This is a genomic window from Pseudomonas fluorescens, from assembly GCF_018614655.1.
Classification (GTDB): Bacteria; Pseudomonadota; Gammaproteobacteria; order Pseudomonadales; family Pseudomonadaceae; genus Aquipseudomonas; species Aquipseudomonas fluorescens_BX.
This window is the reverse complement of the sequence record NZ_JAGGOG010000006.1, coordinates 17,519-38,151: the sequence shown is the minus strand read 5'-3', so window position 1 is coordinate 38,151 and position 20,633 is coordinate 17,519. Positions and strand designations below refer to the sequence as shown.

The window sequence follows — 20,633 nt, the reverse complement described above, 5'->3', positions numbered from 1 at the left end:
ACAAGGAGAAGCTGCTCTTGTATATGACACGTTGTGTCATATACGATCTTTGCATCAGCCACCGAGGAGTCCCAATGAAAGTTCATTTCGTCGTTCACGAAGCCTTCGAGAGCCCCGGCGCCTATGAGGCGTGGGTCAAAGAGCGTGGATATGAAGCCAGCTACTCCCGCGTTTATGAGCGCACGGCTTTGCCTGGCGATGTCGACAACATCGATCTTCTGGTCGTCCTTGGTGGCCCACAATCTCCTGCGACCACCTTGCAGGAATGTCCCCACTTCGACGCCGCTGCCGAATGCGCCTTGATTGTCAAAGCGGTCAAGGCGCAAAAGGCCGTGGTGGGTGTCTGCCTCGGTGCCCAACTGGTGGGTGAGGCTTTGGGGGCCAGGTTCGGTCACAGCCCTGAGAAAGAGATCGGCAAGTACCCGATTACGCTAACGGCGGCGGGTAAAGCCAACGACAAGGTAGCGGACTTTGGCGACATCCTGGACGTCGGTCATTGGCATAACGACATGCCCGGCCTGACTGACACCGCGAAGGTCCTGGCCTACAGCGAAGGCTGCCCAAGGCAGATCGTTGAGTACAGCCCGCTCGTGTATGGTTTTCAGTGCCATATGGAGTTCACTCGCGACGTCGTGGAGTCGCTTATCGCCGCCTCCGAGAGCGAGCTGGCCGCTGCGACGGGCCGCCGTTTCGTTCAACAATCGGCGGCGCTGCGTGCCAATGACTATGACGAAATGAACCAGAAACTCTTTGGGTTCCTGGACAAGCTGGTGGTGCACTACAACCTGCGGTAATCACCCCGCTCAAGCACGCCGCGCCATCAACAACACCGTCGCTGCCGCCGACAACAACCCGGCGCAGCAGCGATTGAATATCCGCTTGCCCCGAGGCTGCGCAAACCAGCGGCGCATATGCAGGCCCATATAGGCATAGGCGCTGATGGCGATCCATTCCAGGGCCAGGAACATCGCGCCGAGCAGGGCGAATTGCGGGGTGATGGGCTGTGCCGGATCGACGAACTGCGGCAGGAAGGCGGTGAAGATCAGGATTGCTTTTGGATTGCCCGCCGCCACCAGAAACTCCTGCCGCGCCAACGCCCACAATCCAACCTTGGCCGTCGTCGATTCGGCCTCTGCCTGCGGATTGGCGCGCCACAATTGGTACGCCAGATAAAACAGATACGCCGCCCCAAGAATCTTGATTCCGTAGAACAGCAACTCCGACGTTTGTAACACCACCGCCAGCCCGGCGGAGGCGAGGGCGATCATGCCGGCGAAGGCCAGCAAGCGACCGACGCCGGCCAGGCATGAAGTGCGGTAGCCATAGCGGGTAGCGTTGCTGACGGACAACAGGTTGTTGGGACCGGGAGCCATATTCAGGGCGAAACAGGCGGGGAGGAACAGGGTGAGGGTGGCGAGGTCCATGAACGGCTCCGGAAGGGCGGACGGGGAGCGTCGAGGATAAGGGGTGTGAGGGGCGTTGGACAATCCGCGCGTTGAGGCCGCAATGACCCCAGCGCGCGTGGTGCGGTCATCACTGATGAAACCGGCGCCCCAGAGCATCCAGGCGCACCACAATCGGCGGCAACTGCTCACTGCTCCTGGCCAGCATCTCCACATCCTGCGCTGTACTCTGTGCAATGCTCTGCACCGACTGCAGCCGTCCCACAATCTCCACATTCGCCGTGGATTGCTCGCGGGTGGTCGACACAATCCTTCCATTCAACTGATCAATTTGCGAAATGTCATTGCCCACCGCCTGCAGCATCTGCACCGCCAGTTGGCTGTCTTCCACGCACCGCTCCACCCCTTGACGGCTAGCGTGCATGGCTTCAACCGCCAGCCGGCTGCCGTGTTGCAGCCCTTCAATAATGGCCTTGATTTCCTGGGTAGACACCGCCGTGCGCTGCGCCAGGCTGCGTACCTCATCGGCGACTACGGCAAACCCGCGTCCTTGCTCACCCGCGCGGGCGGCTTCGATGGCAGCGTTGAGGGCCAGTAGGTTGGTCTGGTTAGCGATGCTGCTGATGACTTCCAGCACTGAGCCGATTTGTTCGGCTTGCACGGCCAGCCCTTGGACCGTCTTGTTGGTGTCGTGGAGGCGGGTGGCGAGTTGGGTGATTTCCTGCTGGGCGCGGCCGACGCTTTCCTGGCCGCGGATGATTTGCTGGCTGGCTTGACCCGCGTGTTCGACGGCATGCTCGACGTGTACGGCGATATGGCCCATGGCGTCTTCCATGCGTTGCATGGAGCCGGTCATTTGAGCGATTTCCGCCAGTTGGTGGCGTGCGCCTTTTTCCAGCGTTCCGCTGGCGTGGGCAAGTTCCTGGCCGAGTTGGCCGAGACCGTGGGAATCGCGGGCGACGCCGTCGATCAGGCCAGTGATCTGAGTGAGAAAGTTGTCGAAGCGGGTGGCGAGGGAGACGTGGATTTTTCCCGGGTCGTCCTTGGCGGCCTCACTGCTGAACTGGGTGGTGACGGCGAGCATTTTTTCGAGCATTTCCTGGCTTTCTACTGCTTCGGTCTGGCTGTGCACGGCGAGGTAGAGTAGGGCGACGGTCTCCATGACCACGTAGAAGGCGTGGACGAAAATCATATTCCAGCCTCCGTGATGCTCCATCACAAAAACAGGGAAGCCCTGATGCTGCAAGGCATGGAACACCACGTGGTGCACTGCGATGGTGACGGCGGCCACCAGGATTGGCAGCCAGTCGCGGTAGAAGGTCAGCACCGCCAGCAGCGCGAAGATGCCGAAGTGCGATTCGATGACGCCTTGGGTCTGGTTGATGTGCAATGCAGCCATGACCATCAGGCCAACGCCAAGTGCGCAACGCATCAGGCGGGTGCCGCCGATGACACGATAGGACAGGGTGAGCACCACGCAGGTGCCGCCTCCCACGAAGAGCGCTTGAAGCAGGGTGTCGTGCCAGAAAGCCAGGCCCAGAGAGAACAGGCCCATCAGCCAGAGCAGGGCGAGCATAATTCGGTCGGCTTTGCGGTAGTGCTCGATGAATCGGGCTTGCGCAGGCATTCACTCGTACTCCATGTGGTCCGGCAAGGATTAAGCAAACATGCGAGGTGCCACACGCGCATGCGAGGAGCGAATCAGACGTAAGGGAACGTTGATCGATTGATGCATGAAGGTTATCGGCATCTTCGGGACGGGCTTTAGGCCGGTAACGGCTAAGCGCAGACACTTGGCTTCGGCCGCTTTTGACTCAAAGCTAACGGTCGGATTGGCTCAGATTCAGGTTGAGTAAGCCGGTCGCTCGCCCAGTCGCTCTACCAACCTTATGAGATAACCGTCGTCATCCTGGACGATGAATTCGCGCTGGCCAACTTCTACGTCTTCAGCCCGATACCAGGTGTCTTTGCATTCTCGATAGAGGGGAAATCCAGCCTGATCAAGTTTTTGGATGATGGGTGCGACAGCCTCAACATCAATCTGTAGGTTGATGCCTCTTCCAAAGGGCTTAGTCAACGGCGCAGTCAGCCATTGATCCTCGTCCGAATCAACCTGCTCAAGCATTACTTGAGCACCATTTAAATCAAGGTATGCAAACCCATCTTCAGGGCGTTGATAAGCTACTTTGAACCCCAGGCAAGAAACCCAGAAAGCTAAGCTGCTATCCAGGTGGGTTACCATTAACTCCGGAACCAGTTTATTGCGTTCGAACATGAGATGACTTCCATTTCACAAGGCTCATTTTTGCAGGCAGGGTTCTGTACTTATGACTTCGATGCCACGATGGGGTCGTGGCGAGCATAATGATGCACGGTCAGGAGGGAATTATCGAGTCTGGTTGAGTGGCTGCTTCTGGCCGAAAGCAGTCCGTCAGAAAAACTCATATTGCCCATCATCAGGCTTACCCGCTGCTACCAGAAATTCCTGCCGTGCCAACGCCCACAATCCAACCTTGGCCGCCGTCGATTCGGCCTCTGCCTGCCGGCGGGCATGTGGCCGGTAGGTGGGTCAGTCATCAGCCACCTTTTAACAGGGTGTGACTAGCAGCAAGGGCTCAAAGCCTATGTATCCAACGGCACAATGGCCCGTTTCGCGGGTCTTTGGCTTATAAGAGAACCGGAAAATCTGATGGAGACCCCTGTGAGCATCCAAGACAACCCCGAGGACTATCAAGACCTGAAGCGGGCCGTTGGTCTGCTGGAGTCACCCTCCCTGACGGCGAGGCTGTCGGGCATGATCGGCTCACCTATCGAAAGCGCGGTAAAGGCATTGCCGGGTTTGGTTTCAAAGAGGATCAATGGCGCAGTGGCGGCGGCGCTGCATTCGTCCGCTGACGCGGCGCTGTGGAGCCTGGAGAACAACCCGAAAAAGCCTGCCTCGCCCCGGTTGCACAAGGCCTATGCTGCGACCTCGGGGGCTATCGGTGGGGCTTTCGGTATTGCGGCACTGTTTGTCGAGTTGCCGATCTCCACCACCATCATGATGCGCTCGGTCGCCGACGTGGCGCGCAGCGAAGGTTTTGACCTGGGCGACTTTTCTACCAAGCAGGCGTGCATCGAGGTGTTTGCCATGGGCGGCAACAGCCAGGCCGACGATGCGACGGAGACGGGCTACTACATGACCCGCAGTTTCACCACTCAGGCCATGCAACAACTGTCCAAGGAGCTGGCGGGGATAGCCGCCAAGCAGGGTTCCAAGGCCATCAGCACCCTTTCCCCAGGGCAGGCCGGGAAATGGCTGGCGATACTGATCGATAAGGTCGCGACACGTTTTGGCTTTACCATTTCCAGCAAGTTCGCGGCGCAGGCTGTTCCCGTGATGGGAGCCTTTACTGGGGCGACGATCAATGCCCTGTTTACCCATTTCTATCAGGACATGGCGCGAGGGCACTTCATCGTCAAAAGGCTTGAGGGAAAATATGGCTTTGAGCCGATCAAGCGTGAGTACACGGCCATCAAGGCCGTGCCTCGGGCGAGCTAGACGCGGGTGAATCGATTAGGCAGTAGTTCCGTCAGCCCCGGCAAACTACTTCGCAAACGCATATTCCCCACCCTGTTCCAGCGCCTTGCGGTACGCAGGTCTGCCCTGGAACCGTTGCACCCACGCCGCCACGTTGGGGTACGGTTTCAACTTTCCCTGGGCCCTGGCGAGTTCGCCAATGAAGCTCATCTGGATATCCGCGCCACTCAAGGCTTCACCCACCAGATAAGGCGTCTGCCCCAGCACGTCGTTCAGATAACCCAGATAATTGGCCAGCTCCGACTCGATACGTGGATGCAACGGCGCGCCAGCCTCACCCAGGCGTCCGACATACAGGTTGAGCATCAGCGGCAGCATGGCCGAACCTTCGGCGAAGTGCAGCCATTGCACGTATTCATCGTAGGTGGCAGTGGCGGGGTCCGGCTGCAGGCGGCCGTCGCCATGGCGGCGAATCAGGTAATCGATGATAGCGCTGGACTCGATCAACACCTGGGGACCGTCTTCAATCACCGGTGATTTGCCCTGCGGATGGATGGCCTTGAGCTCAGGGGGGGGCGAGGTTGGTTTTCGGGTCGCGCTGGTATCGCTTGATCTCATAGGGCAGGGCGAGTTCTTCAAGCAGCCATAGAATGCGTTGCGAGCGTGAGTTGTTGAGGTGGTGGACAGTGATCATGGGAAGCTCCGCTGTGCGAGAGTGAGGAGTCTAGAACAAAGACTGCACCGCCGTCTTAGCGTCATGCGCCTTTGAACAGTCAGTCGCATCAGGCCAGGGGTGAAGAGCTAACCGGCGACGTAAAACCCTTGTGGGAGGTCCCACTACCTCTTCGACGTAGCGCTGTCGCGCAGCAAACTGGGACCTCTGTGGCGAGCGGGCTTGTCCCGCGTTGGGGTGCGAAGCGCCCCTGATGAAGACGAATGCGGTGTATCAGGCACTCCTCTGCGCCTGGTTTTGGGGCTGCTGCGCAGCCCAACGCGGGACAAGCCCGCTCGCCACAAGAATGCGGTCGCCTGAAATTGTTTATGCAGGACTCAAGACTTTAGGGTGAAATTTTAACCCTTTAAAATCAGTAAGTTATTTTAAGTTTGATAAGAGCTGCCGAGCTTTAGCGAGGCTGCGATGGCGTCGGTACTGCAAACATTGATCTTCGCTGCCCTGAGCGGGGGTGTTTCAACTGTATTTGGCTGCGTTCTCAAAGACCTTGAAAGGGCTGCGCCTGGTTGCGAAGTGATTGCGCCAGAAACTCGCTGATCAGCGATGTAATCTGTTGCTGGATCAACTCACGTGACCGAGCGCCGTCGCCATCGGAGCAAATGATGCCATCGCCTGGCACCTCTTCTTCGAGCCTCGCCATCGCGTCAGGTTTGCACACCGACATAAAACTGAAGTGGCTGGCGTCGCTGATCTCGACGTAGCGCGTTGAGGCGTGGGGCAGCCGTTTGGCCAGATCAGCGGACTCCAGTTGAGCAGGAAGCTCTTTAGACGGCACGCCCGCCGCGATCACCAGCGTCGGCACCGACAGCGCCGCAAGGCTCTTATCGGTCAGCCCGCGCGACAGGCCCAGGTCCAATGAAACAATGGCGGTGACACGTTTATCGCCTAAATCGGCGGCCAGACGGGCCTTGGCTGCAGGGGTGCTGGCGGGGTTGATCTGTTGGTAAACGGTGCAACTGGCCAACTGTGGGTGGACATTACAGTCCTCGGCAAAACGCTCGGGGTCGAAGCGTGCTCCGGCGATTTCCAGGGCGGTCCAGCCGCCGAGTGAGTGGCCGACTACCGCAATTCGACGCTTTGCAATCTTGCCAAATTGTTCCGGTTGAGCCATGACCGCATCGATGGCCCGGCTGATGTCGGCGGGACGCAGCCATAACTGTGCCGCGGCTTGAGGGCTGCGGTCCTGGCTGGTGGTACCGGGGTGGTTGACCGCCGCCACGATGTACCCCTGATGAGCCAGCGCACTGGCCAGCCATGCCTGTTTGCCCCAATTACCTTGAAAGCCGTGAGAGAGCACCACCAATGGATGCTCACCGACAGCCGCTGGCGCGTTTTCGACGGCAAGCACCCCGACAAACACCGGATTGTCGGCGATCAATTGTGGTGGGGCGGTGGAAGTGCTGGGGTACCAGACGACCATCTCCAGCGGGCGCTCATTGTGCGCATCTGGCAGCGTAGAGGCTTGGAAGCCGATAGGGGTATCGTCGGCGAGTGCGTGGGTGGCCAGGCAGATCAGAAGCAGGGTGGCGAGAGCTGTTTTCAATGTCTTTATCTTCCTTGATTAGATCAACTTATCAGAATCGGAAATCCGTTGTGGGGCGCGTGTCCATCACGCCGAAAGGGGCCTGTCACGGAGTCGCCCCAAAGCGGTCATTGGGACGGTGGCCATTCATACCATGTTGCCTTGAACTCCACCTTTGTATGTATCTGTTTGTCGGCAGTGAACGTGGAGTCCAGAGTGCCCATCGCTATCGAAACCCACTGGGCAAACTCCCCTTGGCTTCTTGACCAGAACAACGACGAACCGCACTCGACGCAGAACTGGCGAAGTACCGATTCAGAGGACGGGTACGACTTGATGCTCTCGGCGCCTTGGACAAGATTCAGGTCGCTACGCAACACACTGCCATAGCTGGCAAACGCTGCGCCATGGCTTTTGCGGCATTGGTTGCAATGGCAGTGAGTAAGGGCTTTTGGTCGTGACAGAATTTCGTATCTGACGGCGCCGCAAAGGCAACTGCCTTGAAAGAGGTCGGTCATAGCGGACACCTTTAGACGCCTTTGCGCAGCGCATTGGAAACAAGCGAAAATGCCGGAGAGGGTTGCCGCCGGCTGGGGTAATACAAATAGTATCCAGCGAACGGGGGGCACCAGTCATCGAGTACTCGCATCAGCCTGCCTTCTTGAAGATGTGGCTCAAATTCTTCCTCGGGAAGGTAGGCAATTCCTAGTCCCGACAATGCGGCATCCACTATGTGGACAGACGTATTGAAAGTGAGCTGCCCGGTTACACGTACGTTCAACTGCTTACCGCGCCGTTCAAAGTCCCACACGTAAAGGCCGCCTGATGTCTGCATGCGCTGGTTGATACAACTATGGTTCATCAAGTCGCGCGGATTTTTTGGAACAGCACGAGTGGCAAAGTAAGAGGGCGTGGCAACGACCGCCATCCGTAACGGTGGTCCTATGGGCACCGCAATCATGTCTTTGTCGATGGTGTCGCCCAAACGCACACCCGCATCAAAACGATCAGCCACGATGTCTCTAAAACCGTAATTGACGTCGAACTCGACCTGGATATCCGGATATTCGTGGAGCAAAGGAGTGAGTGTGGGCAACAGTGTATTGCGCAGGACGTGATCGCCGCATGTGATTCGTACCGTCCCGGCCGGCTTGTCGCGCAGTTCCGTCAGCATATCCAGTTCCGCTTCGATTTCATCGAAGCGGTGGCCGATGGCCCGCAACAACCGCTCGCCAGCTACCGTCGGTGAGACGCTGCGAGTGGTACGTGTCAGTAATCTGATCTGGAGGCGGGCTTCCAGGCCGCTGATGGCCTGGCTAAGCGCAGATTGGGTGACACCCAGGATCGAGGCTGCGCGTGTGAAGCTGCCCTCGCGCGCCACTGTGACGAATGACAGCAGATCGTTGAGGTTCCTTCTGACCATATTGCAACCGCCCTTGCTGCCTATTGATTAGCTGTACTTATAGCCTTGTTAAGTATTCATTAGCTAGTTGTCGGAAAGTCGTTGCCTCACTATTCCATTCATGAATTTGAATGAAGGTGAGGCCCTGATGGCTGCTATTTTCCCAATAGCCGAGGCAAATGAGCAACCTGCTTACTGGAGCGGGGTCTTTGCAATGACGCTTTGCGTGTTCGCGCTGATCGCCTCGGAGTTCATGCCCGTCAGCCTGCTGACACCGATAGGCGTTGATCTTCATGTCACCGAAGGGCTCGTAGGGCAAGGCATCGCGATCTCCGGGGCATTCGCGGTACTGACGAGCTTGTCAATCTCGGGGCTCGTCGGCTCCCTCGACCGCAAGACGCTGTTGCTGGCACTGACCGGTTTGATGGCTCTATCCGGTGTCGTAGTCGGGATGGCGCCAAACTATCTGACGTACATGGTCGGTCGCGCGCTTATCGGCGTGGTCATTGGTGGTTTTTGGTCCATGTCCGCTGCAACGGCCATGCGCCTGGTGCCTGCTAACCAAGTGCCCAAGGCCTTGGCGATCTTCAACGGCGGTAACGCATTGGCAACTGTGATTGCCGCACCACTGGGCAGCTATTTGGGGGCGGTCATGGGGTGGCGCGGCGCCTTTTTCTGCCTGGTGCCGGTGGCGGCGATTGCCCTCATATGGCTATGGACCAGCCTGCCGACCATGAAGGCGGATAAGCGTGCCCCTGGCTCCGCAAATATCTTCAAACTGTTAAAGCATCGATCCGTGGCGCTGGGCATGGCCGGGTGCGCCGCGTTCTTTATGGGGCAGTTTGCTCTGTTCACCTATTTGCGGCCGTTTCTCGAAACAGTGACGCAGGTTGACGTAACCATGCTGTCGCTGATTTTGCTCGTGATTGGCGTATCAGGCTTCATCGGCACTCTGATAGTCGGCGTGTTTGTGAGGCGTGCCCTGTTCCGGACACTCATCACCATTCCCTTACTGATGGCTGTGATTGCTTTGACATTGATCCCCTTGGGAACTTCGGTCTTGGCCGTTGCTGTGCTGCTCGGTCTTTGGGGGCTGGTGGCTACCGCGGCGCCCGTCGGCTGGTGGAGTTGGATTGCGCAAGCTCTACCCGCAAATGCCGAGGCCGGCGGCGGGTTGATGGTGGCGGTGATTCAGTTGTCCATCGCTTTGGGTTCTACCGTTGGAGGCCTGCTGTTCGATAGTCGTGGTTATCAGAGCACGTTCGTGGCGAGCGCCGCCGTGCTCCTGCTTGCGGCTTTCTTGACTGTTTTGACATCACACTCAAAAACGCACCGGGCCATTTGAACCACGCGAAGGGCAAGGAGATGCGTCGGACCATGATCCGCTTAAGTGCCAGAAATTGTGAGCGGCGCACCTTCCTTTCGGCAATCGGACACCGTCGATTCTGGGGGCTGAGGCACCTGCATTGGTTGGGGTTACTGTATGGAATGCTGTTACTCGGCGGTTATGAAGCTCGCCAACATCTTGCCTTTGGCTCACATCAAACAGCTGCGAAAGATGCCGCATCAGCGTCGTTGATATGGGAGAAATTACACATGTGGATGGACGTCGGCGAGCATCGTTTCGCCATTACTTTGGCCGACTCTGATACCGCTCGCGCGTTTGCCGAGTTGCTGCCGCTGACGTTGGAGATGAGCGATCTCAACAGTAATGAGAAATTTGCCAGTCTTCCAGAGGCGCTGCCTACCCATGCCAGTGCTCCAGGAGCGTTGCGCAATGGCGATCTCATGTTGTATGGCACGGACACGCTGGTTGTCTTCTATTTGACCTTCAACTCGTCGTACTCGTACACGCGCCTCGGTCGTGTGGACAACCCTGTTGGCTTGTCTCAAGCGCTAGGTCGACGTGATGTACGAGTTGTGTTTTCCCACGACTAGTTCTTCTGCATGAATAGGGCTTCCGATGAAAAAACTCATTCTTCTACTCACACTTTTTGTCAATTCACTTTCGGCAATAGGAGCGGATATGTCTAACGGCGCCGATAATTTTTATACGAGCGAAAAAGTGACAGTGCAAAAAGTCACGTTCAAAAACCAATACCAAATGAACGTGGCCGGGAATCTTTTCACGCCCAAAAATCTGGATCGCAACGCGAAGAGTCCCGCTATCGTTGTCGGCCATCCGATGGGCGCGGTCAAGGAGCAGAGCGCGAACCTCTATGCCACGAAAATGGCGGAGCAGGGCTTCGTGACGTTGTCCCTGGACCTTTCGTTTTGGGGCGAAAGCGAGGGACAACCTCGCAACGCTGTCTCGCCGGATATCTATGCCGAGGACTTTAGTGCGGCAGTGGATTTTCTGGGCACCCAGGCTTTCGTTGACAGGGAGCAGATTGGAGCTATCGGGATATGTGGCAGTGGGAGCTTCGTCATCAGTGCAGCCAAGATCGATCCACGCATGAAAGCCATAGCAACGGTGAGCATGTACGACATGGGCGCAGCCAATCGTGATGGATTGAAGCATTCCCAGACACTGGACCAACGCAAAAGCATCATCGCGCAAGCCGCGCAACAACGTTATGTGGAGTTCACTGGCGGTGAAACCCTCTACACCAGCGGTACGGTGCATAAACTGGATGAGAATACGCATCCCATTCAGCGGGAGTTCTACGACTTCTATCGCACGTCGCGCGGCGAGTACACGTCACCCAACTCGAAGAAAGAACTGACGACGCACCCGACGCTGGTCAGCAACATCAAGTTCATGAACTTCTACCCGTTCAATGACATTGAGACGATTTCACCTCGCCCAATGATGTTCATTGCAGGCGCAGATGCGCACTCAAGAGAGTTCAGCGAAGAGGCCTATAAACTAGCCGGTCAACCCAAGGAGCTTGTCATCATTCCGGGCGCTGGCCATGTCGACCTCTATGACCGTGTCAATCTCATTCCCTTCGACAAACTGACGACTTTTTTTCAAAGCAACCTGAAGTAAGCGATTGATCAGATCTGCCTCGCAATTGAGCCTCACCTCGGTGAGGCTTTTCGGAAATCAGACATTCTCAAGCGGGCTGAGGGTTGGTAAATCTATTCATGACAGGTTACCGGCGTTGCGGACAAGCTCTCGAGAAATTCAGTAGAACCAGGGTCAGGTCCAGATCGGAAACCCCCGGGATCGCGTCGCCTCTAGCCACGCAGCCATAAAGATAAATCCCGTCCAGCAGCGGTTCCTACTGAGCGAGCGTAATGCAAACATCCTCCAGTAAAACCTGAAACTGTGGCTGCATCTCGACGTTGGACACGGTGAGGATATAACCATCTGTACCAGCGCCAAGAAGGTGAGATCGCGCCATGAAACCGTCCATGATGGTTGATCAAAAAGATCCGTGAACAGCCCTGACAGTGGCCGCTTCAGGCTAACGCCCCCGGAAGGATCAGATGACGCCATCGCTTACATCCGGTGATGTTCTATCAAGAAGTCCACGAATAACCGCACCCGCGCCGGCATTGCCGAGCCACCTACGAACACCGCATGAATCGGTTCTCGGTCACCGGGGTTCCAGGCTTCCAGCAGCGGTATCAGGTCGCCGCGCCGCAGGTCCTCGCTCACGCTGAACTCGCCGATACGCGCAATGCCGGCACCTACTCGCGCGAGTTGGGCCAGTGCTTCACCACTGCTGCATTCGATGTTGCCACTGACCTTCAGGGAAAACTCTCTTGCGCCGCGGATGAACGGCCAGTTGGGTTCGGCACGCCGGAAGTTGAAGAGCAGGCAGTTGTGCCGTAGCAAGTCTTCCGGTTCTTGGGGGCTGCCGTGGAGCTGTAGATACTCGGGCGATGCCACCACTACCTGGCCGGTGTCGCCGATCCTGCGCGCGGTCAGCGGGCTGTCAGGCAGATGACCAAAGCGTACCGCCACGTCGGCCTGGCCGCCGAGAATGTCGACTACTTCGTCGCCGAGCGTGAGGTCGACGATGATGTTCGGGTAGAGGGCGCTGAATGCTGCCACCAAGGGAACGATGGCCAGCCGGCCGTGGCCAAGGGCGGCGCTGACCCGCAGTCGCCCCCTTGGTACGCCCTGGTCGGCAATGGCCTCTTCGACCTCGGCCATGTCAGCCAGGATACGCCGGGCGCCGCGAAGGAAAGCCTCGCCCTCGGCGGTGAAGGTGATCGCTCGGGTGGTACGCAACAGCAGCCGGGTGCCCAGACGTTGTTCGGTGCGCGCGATGATCCGACTGACCGCCGAGGGTGTCAGCCCCAGTGCACGCGCGGCGGCCGACAGGCTTCCTTCCTGCGCCACGGTGGCGAACACGCCCATTTCACCTGACCTTCCGCTGAAATCCATCTGTGCCTCTTACGCAAAGGTGATTGCCAGAAATGCTATCTACCGCTTGAAAAGGTTGGATCGTAGCATTAGCGGCATAGATAAGGAGCCTTCCATGCGCATCAACCCACCACTTGTCGCACTCGCCATTGGTGCCTTTGGCATCGGCGTTACCGAGTTCGCTCCCATGGGCATGTTGCCGAGCATCGCTGCGGATCTCGGCGTTTCCATTCCAGCCGCAGGTCTGTTGGTCAGTGCTTACGCCCTGGGCGTATTACTCGGCGCGCCACTGATGACCCTGACCACCGGTAGGATTCCCCGGCGCTATCTGCTGATCGGACTTATGGCGATTTTCACCCTGGGTAATCTGATGTCAGCACTGGCTACCGATTACTACAGCCTCATGGTCGCCAGGGTAGTGACCTCACTGAACCACGGTGCGTTCTTTGGCGTTGGCTCCATCGTCGCCGCCAGCGTGGTCGCTCCGCAGAAACGTGCTGGGGCGGTTGCGGCAATGTTCATGGGCCTGACCCTGGCGACCATCGGAGGTGTGCCGCTGGCCGCCTGGTTTGGCGAACTGTTCGGCTGGCGCACCGCATTCTGGGGTATTACTGGCCTCGGCGTGGTGACCATGGCCGCATTATGGTTCGCCCTGCCTAACCTAAAGGTGCCGCAAAGCGTCGGTGTACTGGCCGAAATTCGGGTACTGGGTCGTGGTCCGGTGCTGGGGGCGTTGGCCCTGACCGTAGTCGGCTCGGGTGCAATGTTTACCGTCTTCACCTACATCGCGCCGATCCTCGGCAGCGAGACCCACGCGTCCACCGCCTACATCACCGCCATGCTGGTGCTGTTCGGTGTGGGGTTGACGCTGGGCAACATGTGGGGCGGCAAGGCCGCCGACCGATCGATTGATCGCACTCTGATCGTCTCGCTGAGCGTGTTGATTCTCGTCTTGCTGGCGTTCACCGTACTGATGCGTTGGCCGCTGCCGGCCGCCGTTGCCATCCTGATATGGGGTATCGCCAGCTTCGCCCTGGTACCGCCGCTACAGATGCGCGTCATGGAAGCCGCCAAGGACGCACCCAATCTGGCCTCAGCGATGAACATCGGTGCCTTCAACTTTGGTAACGCGATTGGTGCGGCGCTGGGCGGAGCGGTGATCAATGCCGGGCTGGGTTATCCGGCGATTTCCCTGGCCGGAGCGGCAATGGCGGGTCTGGGGCTGCTGATGGTGTTGGCTTTTGCCTGGCGTTCCAGAACGATTGCAACTGCGGTGGTGTGATCTTGATGTGAGGAGGCTGTTAGTCGCTATTTATGAGTGAGGGCTAACGGCCAAAAGCGGACTTCCGGGTGATCCTACGAAATAATGGTTGTTTCACTGTTATTATTTATGAAAACTTCAGTGTTCTCAGCATTCGCCTCTTGCTCAAGCTCAATCTGTGCTCTTTTGAGATAGCGACGGATTCGGGTGTCTCGCGTTTGAGCCGTTCGAAAGCCATCAAGTCCTAAGGACACCACAACGGCCAAAGATCCAATTGCTAGAATGTACAATAGAGCTTGCGTGGGCCAAGCTGGAGTTTTTTGAAGGTATGCGGTAAAAAGACTTACTAATGCTGATATGAGTATTACTGTAATAAAGTGTTGGTTGATCAGGAAAGGCTTAGACGGCGGGCTTAGGGTTTCGGAGTATTCGGCGATAGCTTTAAGCTTCATTGGCGTGTATTTAACCTGCTTGATTCTTTGTAGAAAAAAAGCATAAGCCAAGATGTCGGTACGCTCTGACAATCGTTGCTGAGCAATGTCGTACTGCTCGTACTCAATAGGGTAGAGCTTTGCTAGCAGCGTCTCTACTGACTTAAAAAACACCATCATAGAAACGGCCATTCCCGTCATGCATATAAACGGCCATAGAGGATTTTTGAACCAGTAAAGAGTGGATGATATTGTAATCATTACCAGCATTGTCACCAACGCCGGTAGGAGGTATCGCTTACGTCCACAGACTTTTAATCGTTCATAGCCAAATATACGATTACTTTCAACGTAGATTTTTTTTATTTGCGACCAGTTTTTATGCATTTCGTCATTCCTTTCGACAGAGACTGCACTCTATTTTCCTGAGTTTTTTCAGTTTGCACAAAATGTTTTAGGCCGTGAGCAGTCAATCTGCGACAGACAACAACTGGCCTGAAAGCTGTCAGTTATGAATGATCCAGCAGAAGTCCCTCGAGCCTCTTTTGACCTTTAGGGGGATCGCCTTTACAGACGCATTCCCATCTCGAAAGCACGAGTCTCAAACCCGAACTCTGTGTACATGCGAGCAGCACGTGCATTGAACGGCCAGACGGACAACCTCAAGTCCTGGGCGTCATTTTCGATAGCCCAGTTTTTAACGAGCTGAATAAGCATACGTCCAATACCTTTCCCCCAAAATTGCTCGGCAACACATACCGATCCAATGCGAACAACATTCAGCGGTTGCATCAGCGGCCCAGAGCTTGCTGACAGGCTGGCAGTAATGAAGGCTGCGGCCTGGTGACCGACATTCGCGATGAATACAACCTGACCCGGTTTCTCGAAAAGACCTGACCAGTGAGGAAGATCGCGCGAAAAGTCTTGGGTGGCAGCCGCGTAAATATCGGGGCGGGCAGCGTGGTGCACCGCGTTAAGCAATTGTCCTAACTCACAGATGCTCAATGCGTCTTGTACCGTTGCTGCTCGGTAAGTAATGGCTTCGTCCATGATGTGCAACTCTCCTTGATTGTGTGGGTGGTTCGCAGGGCTCCCGGTCTTTGTCTCATGGCTGGGATGATATTCCAATGGCTGCTTTTGGGCTGTGGATTCAACCGGTCGATGCAACAGATTGGTTAAATCCGCAGGCCGAAAGTAGCCATTCCGGACACTCCTGCACGCAAGAGTGATCGCCATGCGTTGAAGGACTATCCATCAGTCATTTGATATGTCGGTAGACCTTTGTTGTACGGACCGAAAATCCGGCCCCCTCATATAAACGATGGGCAGATTCACGATCTGGATTGGAGGTTAAATCCAGAGTTCTCGCGCCGAGGTCACGGCTTTTTTCTATTGCTGCTTGTATGAGTGCTTTGCCGACCCCTTGACCTCGAGCACTGGCATCTACTACGACGTCTTCGATCCAGGCACGAATACCTGTCGGAATGCGAAAATGAATCAGGGTTAGCGCCCCCAAAATGCTTCCTCCACTTGCTGCTCTCACTACCAATAAATCGGAGCACTCTGAATCCACAATCTGCTCCAAATCTTCCATTGTCATCGCTTGAGCGTTTCTGGAAAGCTGTGGGAGAAGGTCATTCAAAGATCTGAGCAGCACAGGATCGATTTCTTGAACCACCTCGACAATAGCGGATTGATTTGTCATTAGAGATCCTCAAGTGAAGGGTGGTGAAGCTTCAATGGTTCAATTCGACACACTACCCCAAAGGGTCTGCGAGTGACCGCTCTGGGCCGAAAGCCGCCATCCACGATGGGCCGCTTCCGACCCGAAGCGATCCGTCCTGTGTCTATGAAACGAGGGGGGACTCAGAAAGCTGGAAGAAATGGCCTCAAGGCCCAGCGGGCGAGCCAGGCTGTTTTCGTCAGGCTGGGTTGGCAAGCCCGAATGGCTATTCGTGGCAGGTCGCTGGCGTTGCAGACAAACTCTCGAGAAACTCAGCAATCTGCCCGCTACACCGCAAGTGCACCGTAGGAGTCTGCGGGCCTATGGCCAGGCGTACAGCCTCTATGCCCGGACGGTAGCCACGGTCGAAAGTCCACACGTACTTCAAGAAGGTCAAGAACTCCCGATCGAGCTTCTCTGTACAGCCTGCTGCAAGGTCAGGGCGAGGATGGTTCATGACGCTGCGCTTGATTACCCGGGTGAAGCAGGTGAGCCGCGGTGTATCGAGCCAGATGATCAGGTCGGCGCGGGGCAGTCGGAGGTCGAACGTACGCCGGGCATAGTTACCCTCACAAACCCAGGCATCCGGTGCGACCGCTTTGCGCACGCGTGTGCGGAACTGCTCCGCGTCAGGTTCGACCCAGCCGGGCTCCCAGAACAGTGTGTCCAGGTGCACGACAGGCAGGGCCAGGCGCTCGCCAAGGGCTCGGGCGAGGGTAGATTTGCCGCTGCCGGCATTGCCGAGAATTACAATCCGTTGCATGGGGACTTCCTGTCGTGAAAAACGCCGGCAATTGTGCAGGCTTGACGGCGGAAAGCAACCTGCCGAGGTATTTAAGATTGACCCTCATAAGGCTTGGCGCTGTGCCCCAAAAACTCCTGACGTACCAGCGCCGGCGCTTATGAGCATAAGAGATGGGTTTGTATTGTCAGTCGCTTTTAGCGCAAGCCAAATAGTACGCAACCAACGCGTTGGCGTGGCCATGGCCCATGCCATGTTCAGTTTTAAGCAAGGCCACCATTTCCATATGCTTCTTGCCGTTGAGTGTTTTGAGCAGATCCAGCCAGTGGGTGATTGGCTGCCCATACTTTTTTTCTATTGAGGGGAAGTACGACGCTGGCCCTTTTGCTTTTGTATCGTCGGTCATGCTGCAAACTCCCTTTTTGCTCAGGTGATAGTGCCCAGAGAGAAACACGATAAGGATGGCTAGTCGATACGCGGGTGTTGCTGCGCCAGGTTCTCGCGCTTGGCTTCCAACTCGGCGATTTGGGTGTCGATGTCTTCGATCTTCTGCTCGATGTTGTCGTGATGCTCCTGCAACAGTTCCCGCGCTTCCTCAATGTCGGAAGCTGCCGGGGCCGCACCGCGCAGGGGTTTGTTGGCGGTTTCTTTCATCGTGATGCCTGTGAGCAGGCCCACCACGGCGAATACCATCAGGTAGTAGGCCGGCATGTACAGGTTGTTGGTGCTTTCCACCAGCCAGGCCACTGCAGTCGGGGTCAGGCCTGCGATCAGCACTGAAATGTTGAAGGCTGCGGCCAGGGCGCTGTAGCGGATGTGTGTGGGAAACATGGCCGGCAAGGTGGAGGCCATCACGCCGATAAAGAAGTTGAGCACCACGGCCAGTATCAGTAACCCACTGAAGATCAGGCCGATCTTGCCGCTGTTGATCAGCATGAAGGCTGGAATGGCGAGGATGAACAGGCCGACGCTGCCGCAAATGATGAAAGGGCGGCGTCCCACCTTGTCGCTGAAAAAGCCGATCAGGGGCTGGACGAATAACATGCCGACCATGATTGCGATGATGATCAACACGCCGCGATTTTCGCTGTAGTGCAAGTTGTGTGACAGGTAGCTCGGCATGTAGGTCAGCAGCATGTAGTAGGTGACGTTGGTGGCAGCCACCACGCCGACGCAGGTGATCAGGCTACGCCAATGCTGGGTGGCGACTTCCTTGAAGGATACCTTGGGGCCGGCCGCCAAGCCTTCGCGATCGCCTTGTTCGAGCTTCTCCACATGCTGCTGGAAGGCCGGGGTCTCTTCGAGGGCGTGCCGCAAATAGAGTCCAATCATGCCCAAGGGCAGGGCGAGGAAGAACGGCAAGCGCCAGCCCCATTCGAGGAATTGCTCTTCGCCTACGAGGGTAGAAATCAGCACCACCACACCTGCGCCGAGGACGAAGCCGGCGATCGAGCCAAAATCCAGCCAACTGCCGAGAAAGCCGCGCTTGCGGTCCGGGGCATACTCGGCGACGAAGATCGAGGCGCCGGTGTATTCGCCGCCGACCGAGAAGCCTTGTGCCATTTTGGCCAATAACAGCAGGATGGGCGCCCAGATGCCGATCGAGGCATAGGACGGAATCAACCCGATGGCGAAGGTGCTCAGGGACATGATCACGATGGTTGCCGCCAGGACTTTCTGTCGCCCGTACTTATCGCCCAACCTCCCGAAGAACAGGCCGCCCAGAGGACGGATCAGGAAGGGGACCGAGAAGGTGGCCAACGCGGCGATCATCTGCACGCTGGGGTTGGCACCGGGGAAGAACACCTTGCCGAGCACGTAGGCGACAAAGCCATACACACCAAAGTCGAACCATTCCATTGCGTTGCCCAGTGCAGCGGCGGTGATCGCCTTGCGCATCTTGGCGTCGTCGACAATGGTGATGTCTTTCAACCCAATGGGGCTGGCGCTTTTCTTATGTGATCTCATCCTGGTTACTCTGTAGCTGATCCGTCCTGTACAAGCCGCTCCCCCCGCATGGCGGTGGAGCAGGCGAGCTGTGCGCTGTTTCGATGCCATTGTTGTGATGGCATGCGCTCTGTAAGGTCAGATACAAAGAAATACTAAATAATTCACTTCTTGTTGGTTTTTGTTAGCCGCAACCCTGATTCAGCGCCGCTCAGAGGCTGTTGGTTAGGCTAATAAAGGCGTTCCCGAGCAGAAATACCAGTGTGATGGAGACACCGTCCTGCCTCCAGTCATAGGTCACTTCCCCTTGGAGCTGGCCTTTTACCGTGGCTTTTGCCAACAGCGTTCCGAACCCCATGCTGGTGGGCGCTTGCTTGATGGCAGGGCCGTTGGTTTCGTTCCACACCAGGGTGAACGTGTCCCCAGCTACGCGAGAAGTAATATCCAGCCGGCCTTCGCTTGAAGAGAGGGCGCCATATTTTGCAGCGTTGGTTGCAAACTCATGCAATAACAACGCGAAGCTGGTGACAGCGCTGCCGGCAATGGTGATATTCGGGCCCGTCACGAAAGCGCGTGATGGGTTGTCGTCGTTCTCATTGTCGTAAGGGGCGATGATGGTTTGAATCAGCGTATGAAGCGTGGTGGGTTGGTCACGGTCGCCATCGGTGGACAGGGTCAAGGCGTGTGCTTTTGCCAACGCGTTCATCCGTGCGGTTACCACAGCGGCGAGTTCGGCGGAGGTCGTTGTCGAGCGAACGCTGAGTGAGATCACCCCATTGGCCAGCGCGAACAGATTTTTCACCCGATGATCCATCTCCCGAAGCAGCAGGTTTTTTTGTGCTTCGGCCTTGCGTTGTTCGGTGATATCGCGAGCGATTTTGGCAGCCCCGATAATCCGGCCTTCTCTGTTTCTTATCGGTGAAACGGAGAGCGAGATCTCGACAAGACTGCCGTCCTTGCGACGCCTGACCGTTTCATAATGCTCGATGCGTTCGCCTTTGCGTATGCGCCGCAGAATATCAGGCTCTTCGTTTGTTCGATCCAGTGGAATCAGCATGACTACCGGTTTGCCGATGGCTTCCTCGGCGGTGTAGCCAAAGAGTCGCTGCGCCCCCTGGTTCCAATTGATGATGGTGCCGTTCAGGTCTTTGGCAATGATTGCGTCGTCGGATGATTCGACAATTGCGTTATGCCGTAACGCGGATTCATCCGAGATGATCTGGTCGCTGAGATCGACCAGCATATTAACGGCGCCGATCAACTCCCCAGTGGCCGCGAAAATGGGCGAGGGGTAGGCCCGCAATCGAATGCGTTCGCCATCCGGGCGTTCTGCGACGATTTCCAGCCCTCTTAAAGGACGTTGCTCCTTTAACGTCATCGCCATTGGGCATTCGTGATGGGGCAACGGGCGACCGTCTGGCCAAAAGAGCTTCCAGGAGCCGCAAAACTCGCTTTTTCCCAGGTGAGGGCTGACACCCCACAAGGAGGCCGCCGCGCTGTTGAAAAAGGTGATCAGTCCCTTGGCGTCAGTGGTGTAGATGGCCTCGGGCAGAGCTTCAAGGACGTCATTCAAGCCCATGTCGGGAGAAATGCTGGTTTCATCTTCATGATTCGACCTGACGCTCATT

At 56.8% G+C, this 20,633-nt stretch carries 20 protein-coding genes and 3 pseudogenes; 6 read left to right on the top strand and 17 right to left on the bottom strand.

Annotated features, from left to right (window positions below):
• The first annotated feature begins 74 nt into the window (after positions 1-74).
• Positions 75-794 (top strand): type 1 glutamine amidotransferase, encoded by a 720-nt coding sequence (locus J7E41_RS09010; protein WP_214991877.1) that lies wholly within the window; start codon positions 75-77, stop codon positions 792-794.
• A 9-nt stretch (positions 795-803) separates the two neighbouring features.
• Here the strand turns inward: J7E41_RS09010 and J7E41_RS09005 are convergent, their stop codons facing one another.
• The 4 genes and pseudogenes from J7E41_RS09005 to J7E41_RS28515 form a co-directional block, all read right to left on the bottom strand.
• The gene (locus J7E41_RS09005; RefSeq protein ID WP_214991875.1) at positions 804-1,424 is read right to left on the bottom strand and encodes a LysE family translocator; all 621 of its coding nucleotides are present in this window, start codon (positions 1,422-1,424) and stop codon (positions 804-806) included.
• A gap of 109 nt (positions 1,425-1,533) precedes the next feature.
• A complete protein-coding gene (locus J7E41_RS09000; protein WP_214991874.1) occupies positions 1,534-3,030 on the bottom strand; it encodes a methyl-accepting chemotaxis protein in 1,497 nt (498 codons plus the stop codon).
• Positions 3,031-3,246: 216 nt separating this feature from the next.
• Positions 3,247-3,678 (bottom strand): bleomycin resistance protein, encoded by a 432-nt coding sequence (locus tag J7E41_RS08995; RefSeq protein WP_214991873.1) that lies wholly within the window; start codon positions 3,676-3,678, stop codon positions 3,247-3,249.
• A gap of 183 nt (positions 3,679-3,861) precedes the next feature.
• Positions 3,862-3,954 (bottom strand): annotated as a pseudogene (locus J7E41_RS28515) (LysE family translocator); the annotation flags it as partial.
• A 138-nt stretch (positions 3,955-4,092) separates the two neighbouring features.
• Between J7E41_RS28515 and J7E41_RS08990 the strand changes: the two are divergent.
• A complete protein-coding gene (locus J7E41_RS08990) occupies positions 4,093-4,944 on the top strand; it encodes an EcsC family protein (protein WP_214991872.1) in 852 nt (283 codons plus the stop codon).
• A 45-nt stretch (positions 4,945-4,989) separates the two neighbouring features.
• On the opposite strand, the pseudogene J7E41_RS08985 reads toward J7E41_RS08990, so the two are convergent.
• The 4 genes and pseudogenes from J7E41_RS08985 to J7E41_RS08970 form a co-directional block, all read right to left on the bottom strand.
• A pseudogene (locus J7E41_RS08985) lies at positions 4,990-5,617 on the bottom strand (glutathione S-transferase family protein).
• A gap of 517 nt (positions 5,618-6,134) precedes the next feature.
• Positions 6,135-7,199: an alpha/beta hydrolase family protein gene (locus tag J7E41_RS08980; RefSeq protein WP_214991871.1), complete on the bottom strand. Its 1,065-nt coding sequence runs from the start codon at positions 7,197-7,199 to the stop codon at positions 6,135-6,137.
• 107 nt (positions 7,200-7,306) lie between these two features.
• Entirely contained in the window at positions 7,307-7,696 is a 390-nt protein-coding gene (locus tag J7E41_RS08975) for a GFA family protein (RefSeq protein WP_214991870.1), read from the bottom strand.
• Positions 7,697-7,707: 11 nt separating this feature from the next.
• Positions 7,708-8,601, bottom strand: coding sequence for a LysR family transcriptional regulator (locus J7E41_RS08970; RefSeq protein WP_214991869.1), 894 nt, complete (start codon positions 8,599-8,601; stop codon positions 7,708-7,710).
• A gap of 127 nt (positions 8,602-8,728) precedes the next feature.
• On the opposite strand from J7E41_RS08970, the gene J7E41_RS08965 reads away from it, so the two are divergent.
• Genes J7E41_RS08965 through J7E41_RS08955 form a run of 3 tightly spaced genes read left to right on the top strand, consistent with a single transcriptional unit; the run spans position 8,729 to position 11,572 of the window.
• Entirely contained in the window at positions 8,729-9,925 is a 1,197-nt protein-coding gene (locus J7E41_RS08965; RefSeq protein ID WP_251029415.1) for an MFS transporter, read from the top strand.
• A gap of 32 nt (positions 9,926-9,957) precedes the next feature.
• Complete coding sequence (locus J7E41_RS08960; protein WP_214991867.1) at positions 9,958-10,518, top strand: cyclophilin-like fold protein; 561 nt, start codon at positions 9,958-9,960, stop codon at positions 10,516-10,518.
• A 25-nt stretch (positions 10,519-10,543) separates the two neighbouring features.
• Complete coding sequence (locus tag J7E41_RS08955) at positions 10,544-11,572, top strand: alpha/beta hydrolase (protein WP_214991865.1); 1,029 nt, start codon at positions 10,544-10,546, stop codon at positions 11,570-11,572.
• A gap of 142 nt (positions 11,573-11,714) precedes the next feature.
• On the opposite strand, the pseudogene J7E41_RS27990 reads toward J7E41_RS08955, so the two are convergent.
• Both J7E41_RS27990 and J7E41_RS08950 read right to left on the bottom strand, forming a co-directional pair.
• Positions 11,715-11,930, bottom strand: a pseudogene (locus tag J7E41_RS27990) (nucleotidyltransferase domain-containing protein); the annotation flags it as partial.
• Positions 11,931-12,028: 98 nt separating this feature from the next.
• Complete coding sequence (locus J7E41_RS08950) at positions 12,029-12,922, bottom strand: LysR family transcriptional regulator (RefSeq protein ID WP_214991863.1); 894 nt, start codon at positions 12,920-12,922, stop codon at positions 12,029-12,031.
• A gap of 94 nt (positions 12,923-13,016) precedes the next feature.
• On the opposite strand from J7E41_RS08950, the gene J7E41_RS08945 reads away from it, so the two are divergent.
• The gene (locus J7E41_RS08945) at positions 13,017-14,183 is read left to right on the top strand and encodes an MFS transporter (RefSeq protein ID WP_214991861.1); all 1,167 of its coding nucleotides are present in this window, start codon (positions 13,017-13,019) and stop codon (positions 14,181-14,183) included.
• 74 nt (positions 14,184-14,257) lie between these two features.
• Here J7E41_RS08945 and J7E41_RS08940 read toward each other — a convergent pair whose 3' ends face one another.
• From J7E41_RS08940 to J7E41_RS08910, 7 genes are all read right to left on the bottom strand, one after another.
• A complete protein-coding gene (locus J7E41_RS08940; protein WP_214991859.1) occupies positions 14,258-14,980 on the bottom strand; it encodes a hypothetical protein in 723 nt (240 codons plus the stop codon).
• A gap of 180 nt (positions 14,981-15,160) precedes the next feature.
• Positions 15,161-15,643: a GNAT family N-acetyltransferase gene (locus J7E41_RS08935; RefSeq protein ID WP_214991857.1), complete on the bottom strand. Its 483-nt coding sequence runs from the start codon at positions 15,641-15,643 to the stop codon at positions 15,161-15,163.
• A 208-nt stretch (positions 15,644-15,851) separates the two neighbouring features.
• Positions 15,852-16,298, bottom strand: a complete 447-nt coding sequence (locus J7E41_RS08930) for a GNAT family N-acetyltransferase (RefSeq protein ID WP_214991855.1) — start codon at positions 16,296-16,298, stop codon at positions 15,852-15,854.
• A gap of 244 nt (positions 16,299-16,542) precedes the next feature.
• Complete coding sequence (locus J7E41_RS08925; protein WP_214991853.1) at positions 16,543-17,079, bottom strand: AAA family ATPase; 537 nt, start codon at positions 17,077-17,079, stop codon at positions 16,543-16,545.
• Positions 17,080-17,245: 166 nt separating this feature from the next.
• The gene (locus J7E41_RS08920) at positions 17,246-17,464 is read right to left on the bottom strand and encodes a DUF4287 domain-containing protein (protein WP_214991851.1); all 219 of its coding nucleotides are present in this window, start codon (positions 17,462-17,464) and stop codon (positions 17,246-17,248) included.
• Positions 17,465-17,523: 59 nt separating this feature from the next.
• A complete protein-coding gene (gene proP / locus J7E41_RS08915) occupies positions 17,524-19,026 on the bottom strand; it encodes a glycine betaine/L-proline transporter ProP (protein ID WP_214991848.1) in 1,503 nt (500 codons plus the stop codon).
• A gap of 190 nt (positions 19,027-19,216) precedes the next feature.
• On the bottom strand, positions 19,217-20,632 hold the full coding sequence (locus J7E41_RS08910) for a PAS domain S-box protein (RefSeq protein ID WP_251029414.1): 1,416 nt from the start codon (positions 20,630-20,632) through the stop codon (positions 19,217-19,219).
• Position 20,633 lies beyond the last annotated feature (1 nt).

Bases quoted from the DNA above. Each gene is read 5' to 3' on its own strand.
- J7E41_RS08920 (WP_214991851.1), bottom strand. From the start codon at position 17,464: ATGACCGACGATACAAAAGCAAAAGGGCCAGCGTCGTACTTCCCCTCA.
- J7E41_RS08960 (WP_214991867.1), top strand. From the start codon at position 9,958: ATGATCCGCTTAAGTGCCAGAAATTGTGAGCGGCGCACCTTCCTTTCG.
- J7E41_RS09010 (WP_214991877.1), top strand. From the start codon at position 75: ATGAAAGTTCATTTCGTCGTTCACGAAGCCTTCGAGAGCCCCGGCGCC.
- J7E41_RS09000 (WP_214991874.1), bottom strand. From the start codon at position 3,030: ATGCCTGCGCAAGCCCGATTCATCGAGCACTACCGCAAAGCCGACCGA.
- J7E41_RS08950 (WP_214991863.1), bottom strand. From the start codon at position 12,922: ATGGATTTCAGCGGAAGGTCAGGTGAAATGGGCGTGTTCGCCACCGTG.
- J7E41_RS09005 (WP_214991875.1), bottom strand. From the start codon at position 1,424: ATGGACCTCGCCACCCTCACCCTGTTCCTCCCCGCCTGTTTCGCCCTG.
- J7E41_RS08975 (WP_214991870.1), bottom strand. From the start codon at position 7,696: ATGACCGACCTCTTTCAAGGCAGTTGCCTTTGCGGCGCCGTCAGATAC.
- J7E41_RS08925 (WP_214991853.1), bottom strand. From the start codon at position 17,079: ATGCAACGGATTGTAATTCTCGGCAATGCCGGCAGCGGCAAATCTACC.
- J7E41_RS08935 (WP_214991857.1), bottom strand. From the start codon at position 15,643: ATGGACGAAGCCATTACTTACCGAGCAGCAACGGTACAAGACGCATTG.
- proP (WP_214991848.1), bottom strand. From the start codon at position 19,026: ATGAGATCACATAAGAAAAGCGCCAGCCCCATTGGGTTGAAAGACATC.
- J7E41_RS08940 (WP_214991859.1), bottom strand. From the start codon at position 14,980: ATGCATAAAAACTGGTCGCAAATAAAAAAAATCTACGTTGAAAGTAAT.
- J7E41_RS08930 (WP_214991855.1), bottom strand. From the start codon at position 16,298: ATGACAAATCAATCCGCTATTGTCGAGGTGGTTCAAGAAATCGATCCT.
- J7E41_RS08945 (WP_214991861.1), top strand. From the start codon at position 13,017: ATGCGCATCAACCCACCACTTGTCGCACTCGCCATTGGTGCCTTTGGC.
- J7E41_RS08995 (WP_214991873.1), bottom strand. From the start codon at position 3,678: ATGTTCGAACGCAATAAACTGGTTCCGGAGTTAATGGTAACCCACCTG.
- J7E41_RS08970 (WP_214991869.1), bottom strand. From the start codon at position 8,601: ATGGTCAGAAGGAACCTCAACGATCTGCTGTCATTCGTCACAGTGGCG.
- J7E41_RS08965 (WP_251029415.1), top strand. From the start codon at position 8,729: ATGGCTGCTATTTTCCCAATAGCCGAGGCAAATGAGCAACCTGCTTAC.
- J7E41_RS08990 (WP_214991872.1), top strand. From the start codon at position 4,093: ATGGAGACCCCTGTGAGCATCCAAGACAACCCCGAGGACTATCAAGAC.
- J7E41_RS08955 (WP_214991865.1), top strand. From the start codon at position 10,544: ATGAAAAAACTCATTCTTCTACTCACACTTTTTGTCAATTCACTTTCG.
- J7E41_RS08910 (WP_251029414.1), bottom strand. From the start codon at position 20,632: ATGAGCGTCAGGTCGAATCATGAAGATGAAACCAGCATTTCTCCCGAC.